Source organism: Massilia sp. P2_C2 (assembly GCF_056404615.1).
On record NZ_JBFUDR010000471.1, the window covers coordinates 1 to 3,387 of the forward strand.

The 3,387-nt window shown below is 62.3% G+C and carries 4 protein-coding genes; 3 read left to right on the forward strand and 1 reads right to left on the reverse strand.

Going from position 1 to position 3,387, the window contains the following annotated elements; translation table 11 throughout:
• Positions 1–573 (reverse strand): outer membrane beta-barrel protein (locus AC1DYX_RS29530; RefSeq protein ID WP_477265541.1); only part of this gene is annotated, 573 nt, incomplete at its 3' end.
• Between the two features lie 711 nt (positions 574–1,284).
• Between AC1DYX_RS29530 and AC1DYX_RS29535 the strand changes: the two genes are divergently transcribed.
• The 3 genes from AC1DYX_RS29535 to AC1DYX_RS29545 all read left to right on the forward strand — a co-directional run.
• A complete protein-coding gene (locus tag AC1DYX_RS29535) occupies positions 1,285–1,899 on the forward strand; it encodes a winged helix-turn-helix domain-containing protein (protein WP_477265543.1) in 615 nt (204 codons plus the stop codon).
• Between the two features lie 167 nt (positions 1,900–2,066).
• On the forward strand, positions 2,067–2,843 hold the full coding sequence (locus tag AC1DYX_RS29540; RefSeq protein WP_477265545.1) for a glutathione peroxidase: 777 nt from the start codon (positions 2,067–2,069) through the stop codon (positions 2,841–2,843).
• A 13-nt stretch (positions 2,844–2,856) separates the two neighbouring features.
• Positions 2,857–3,387 (forward strand): M90 family metallopeptidase (locus AC1DYX_RS29545; protein ID WP_477265547.1); only part of this gene is annotated, 531 nt, incomplete at its 3' end.

Here is a 3,387-nt window from a genome sequence, read left to right on the forward strand (position 1 = left end):
CGGCTGCGGCGGCGGGTTGAACGCATAGTTCAGGCCGATCGTCGCGTACTTGGTGTTGGCGCGCGAGAAGCCGAACTTGTCGTCGTCGCGCAGGTGGGAGCGTACCTGGCGCAGGTCGGCCTGCAGGGACCATTGTTCGTTAATGCTGACCTGGAGGCCGACGCCGGCCTGGTAGTACGGCGACCAGCCGGACACGTTACGGATCGGATTGCTCTCGTGATCTTTCTCGGCGCCCAGGCCAAGCAGCAGGTAGGGGCGGACCGTCTTACGCGACAGCATCAGCAGGGAATCGATACCGACCAGGGTCTGGTGGTAGTCGAAGCCGTTGTCTTCGACGCGTGCATGGGTGGCGCCGATCTGGATGTCCCACAGCGGATGGACGGCCTTACCGAACTTCAACCCGCCACCCCAGTCCTTCTTCGATGTCCCGAAATCATGGTCGGGCTTGATGCCGACGATCGAGGGCGCGATGTACCACGACGGATTGATGACCTCGGCGCTGTCCTGGGCCAGAGCCGTTCCGGCGGTGCACAGGATGGCGGCGGCCAGAGCGATCTTCTTCGTATTATTCACAGGTAACTCCCATAAGTTGTAAAGGTACTTGACATCGCAGTCTTGCATTGATGTTGATGTCAAGCTTACAAGTCGGCCATTTTTAGGGTCCGTGCGGTACCGCACCTAACGGCCGGTTGCTGTGGCAATTTTACAACGTGGCCATTTGTGCCATGGATTGCGAGATGTTTCAGATTGTTACTAACTGCCGGGTAATCGATGCCTATGTCATACAACGTCGCCCTTTGACATATGTGACGTCTTGCGTGGTCCTGCCGGCGCCGACGTCACGCCTGCGTCATCGGTCGCGATCCGGGCTCAACGCCATAAAACTTCGACATGTCATACAACGATGTCATGCGGTTCGTGTAGATGACTGATTGACAACAAGCCATGCACGGCGGTTCGGGTTTGGTCGATATCGCTTCGACGCAAACAGCCCAGCATGGTTCCCACCGGCCGATGACGAAGATCAAGAACGGTGAACCGATGACATAGCCGTACCCGTCAGGCTTGATCCTCGTCAATGCCTAAGCGTGTGGCTCTTGCGTTCAAGAACAAATAACTTTTAGAAATTTTTAGAAATGTTGGATGGCGCACAGACCAGCCGTGATGAGGCAGGCAATCTTGTATCCAGTTAAGCGGAACCGTCGTGTTGTCAGATGGTCATACGATAGAAACACGGCGGTCCGGGCCATACAGAACATAGTCCTTTTCACGGAGTAGACCAATATGCATGCAGCGACTCACCACAATGCGGTGCAAGGCGATCTCAACGCGGTGCACACTTCCAGCAACTCTGCACTGATCGAACGTGTCCCACCGCAACCGACCGAGCGCGCACCGATTTCGCTGGCGCCGATCGAGCGGGTGCGGTCGACGTCGGCGACCCAGCGCCGCATCGAAAACATGCAGAAACTGATCGGCGAGCTGCAGACCCACGAGATGCTTGCCGATGAAATCGCCTGGTTCCTCAAATTCTCGCCGTCGGGCGCCCGTAAATATATCCGCGACCTGCGCGAAGCCGGCGTGATCGAGCTGGCCCGCTACATCGAGGGTACCGCCACCTACCTGGGCAAGGCCGTGTACCGCATCTCGCCGGATCCGGAGCGGGTCAAGGCATTCCTGGGTGCCATCTGCCAGCCGAAGCGCGAAGGCGTCGCCCCGCGCAAGGAGCGCCCGGGCCTGCGCGAGCAGAGCATGGCCGGCACCGGCCGCCACTTCCATATCCTCGCCGACGATACCCATTACGCGATCCGCGTGAATCGCAGCCCGGTGACCCGCGATCCGCTGGTCGCCGCACTGTTCGGCCCGCCTCCGAGTCAGGTCGCCAAAGAGCGCGCCTGAGCGCCGAGGCCTTGACCCTGGCCGCGCCAGCGCGGCCGCCGTCAGCTGCGCCACCCCGCCTACCGGCCGGGTGGCGTTGTTTTTTCAGGTTCTCAATTGAAAAGGCGACAAGCGGGCCTATATGCCGGATGCGGCACCCCGACCGCTTACCCCATCAAGGAGAACCCATGCTGCCGAGTGCCGAAGCCCTGGAAGGCAAGCCCGTACCCCGGGTCACGTTCAAGGCGCGTCCCGATGACCAGTGGCGTGACGTGACGACCGATGAATTGTTCAAGGGCAAAACTGTCGTCGTATTTGCATTGCCCGGCGCGTTTACGCCCACGTGCTCCTCGGCGCACCTGCCGCGCTATAACGAGCTGGCGCCCGTGTTCCGCGAGAACGGCGTGGACGACATCGTCTGCATCGCCGTCAACGACGCCTTCGTGCTGCACTCCTGGCAGGCCGGCCAGGAAGCGGGCAATATCACGATGATCCCCGACGGTAACGGGGATTTCACGGAAGGCATGGGCCTGCTCGTCGACAAGCGCGACCTCGGCTTCGGCAAGCGGTCGTGGCGTTATTCGATGCTCGTCAGGGATGGCATCATCGACAAGATGTTCATCGAGCCGGACAAGGAGGGCGATCCGTTCGAAGTGTCGGACGCCGACACCATGCTGCGCTATATTAATCCGGACGCGGCGCCGCGCGAGCCCGTCGTCATGTTCTCCAGGCCGGGTTGTCCGTTCTGCGCGCGCGCCAAGGCCGTGTTGAAAGCGAACGGGATCGTCTTCACGGATATCCCGCAGGACGCGAAAATCACCACGAGCGTGTTGCGCGCCGTCTCGGGCGCCGCCACGTGGCCGCAGGTATTTATTGGCGGCAAGCTGATCGGCGACGCGGAAGCGGTGGCCGCGTATTTCGCGCCGCGGGCGGAAGCGACCGCCGCACCGGCCGCGCCGCAATAAAGCGAGGAATGCGATGGAAGCCGCTATCGTCTGCACAGTGCTCGCGGGCGCCGTGCTGCTGGCCTGGCTGGTGCCGCGCTGGCGCCTGCGCCGCGTGCTCGTGCGTCCGCTGACAGCCGTCCAGCTCGGGGTCATCGAGCGCAACGTTGCGCAATACAAGGGCATGCCGTCCGACCTGCGCGCGCAGCTGCAGCGCCTCGTCAAGCAGTTCCTGCACCAGAAGACGTTCGTCGGCTGCGCCGGGCTCGAGGTGACGGAAGAGATGCGCGTGACGATCGCCGCGCAGGCGTGCATGCTGCTGCTGAACCGGCCCAGCCGCGTCTATCCAGGCCTGCATGCCGTGCTCGTCTATCCCGGTGCGTTCCTCGTGCCGCGCCGTGAGCAGGATGAGGCCGGCGTCGTTACGGAAACGCGCCAGGACCTGCTGGGCGAATCGTGGGGCGATGGCCGCGTCGTGCTGTCGTGGGAACACGTGCGCCGCGCCGGCGTTGCGGCCGAAGGAACGCACAACGTCGTGCTGCACGAGTTCGCGCACCAGCTGGAC